This window comes from Endozoicomonas sp. SESOKO4 (assembly GCF_024606275.1).
The window spans coordinates 1-1,697 of record NZ_JAHHPS010000556.1; the positions used below are offsets into that span (position 1 = coordinate 1).

Consider the following 1,697-nt stretch of genomic DNA (forward strand, 5'->3'; position numbering starts at 1 on the left):
TTGATCAGGTCTGATTCAGACAGGCCAACGGCATTGGCATAAGGTGTCAGGGTATTCTGAATATTGGTCAGGAATGCTGCCGTTCTGCGGCCATTTTCAAAGGCAATATCGTCAAGAAAGTAGTTGGCAATGACCGCAGCTGCGTACTCTTTCATGCCGGCAACAGACTCTTTCATACCCGCCGGGCCATTGGCGCTCACGGTTACAGGAGTGAAGGCACTCTGCATGAATTTCTCAGTACCCTTGTCGGACAGCATTTGCACAACCTTATTGAACTGAGGCAAATTGACGCAGTGTCTGTAGCCAAGGAGGTGCTCAAATTCATCCACTGTCTGATATCCATCGACACCTCTGACGGCCTTTATATAGTTTTCAAGTTCAATCTTGCTGATCAGACCTTCACCCAGCAGAGCAATGATCGTGTTACCACTGGCAGAATGGGTAGTGAAGTATTCTGAGAAGCTTTTCAGGTCTTTTGGTTCATACCCGAAGTGGTGAATGCCTGCTTTGCCCATACCGAGAATTTTGTCGTCATATTCCTGTGCCCCTGTTGCCATCAGACGTCTGGCCTTGTTCGACAGAATATGCACTTCTTTGAGAACTATCAGAGGTTGAGATTCCGGTGAGACCGCCTTCAGGCACTTAAAAACTTCCACAATCCGACTGGCTTGTGTAAATGTCAGTTTTTCTCCGATTATTGCCTGCAGGCGAATCGGTGCAAATTCATCGTCAAAATCGAAACTCGCAAGAAATGATGTTGTTTTAACGCTTTCTTCTGCTAACTCTGCCAGACCTATTGCGGCTTCCAGAGCTTGTTTTTTAAGAGGGTGCTGCTGTATGAGTTTGTGGATAGCGTTCAGAACTTTTGCCTGCTTCGGAGTGAACTGGAAGGGGCCAATGTCACTTTCGACGGCTTCCTCTGCAGCCTTCAGAACCTCCTTCATTCTCTCAATGTCTGCTTTCCTGATTTCAATCTCACCTTGTAGATGAGCCTGTTTCTGAATCAGTTGCCGGATCATGCCGCCAGTACCCTCATTACCGCCCAGTTGTATCTGTTTGTTTCTCAGGGCATTAACCCGGTCTTCATAGGTGTCAGAAGAGTCTGGTTGAAGCCCCACGGCTTGTTCAGTGGATTCAAGTATCTCTTTAAGATCCTCCAGAGCTTTTTTCGTTTCTGCTACAGCCTGACTTTTATGCTCCAGGTCTGAGTTCAGCATAGCTATTTCGTTATTATGCAGGGCTTCAGCCTTCTCATCGATCTCTCCAGAAGGGGTGTTCTCCTTTTTTTTAAGAGCCAGATGCTCTTTTACATTAGTTTCTTCACGCAGTGCATGAGTTAACTCCATACTTTTCCTGTCGTGCACACGCAGGAAGTCTTTGACCCGAGTGTACTTTTGCCTGGTTAAAGGCAGTTCACCCAATGCGTAATGGGCTTCGTCCGGGTCATTAGAATTTGTATGGGAAGCAATAGCAATAAAGTAATCTGCTTCCTCCATTAATCCGGGGTCACCTTGTATCTGAAGATTAAGATGTTTACTGGCAGCTTCCAGTTTCTCGAGGACTTCATCCCGTCTCTCAGCGCCGTCTCCCCTCAGGAAATGTCTGATGTCGTCTACTCGCTCTTCAGTGGTTTGCCCGTCGTCTGCAGGCAGGTCGTAATCGATCTGGATTTGTTTAATGGCCTGATTGAGAGTCTT

At 47.0% G+C, this 1,697-nt stretch carries 1 protein-coding gene; it reads right to left on the minus strand.

What is annotated here, in order from left to right:
• The coding region (locus KDK16_RS10720; protein WP_257276087.1) for a hypothetical protein at nucleotides 1-1,697 on the minus strand (1,697 nt) is incomplete at both ends.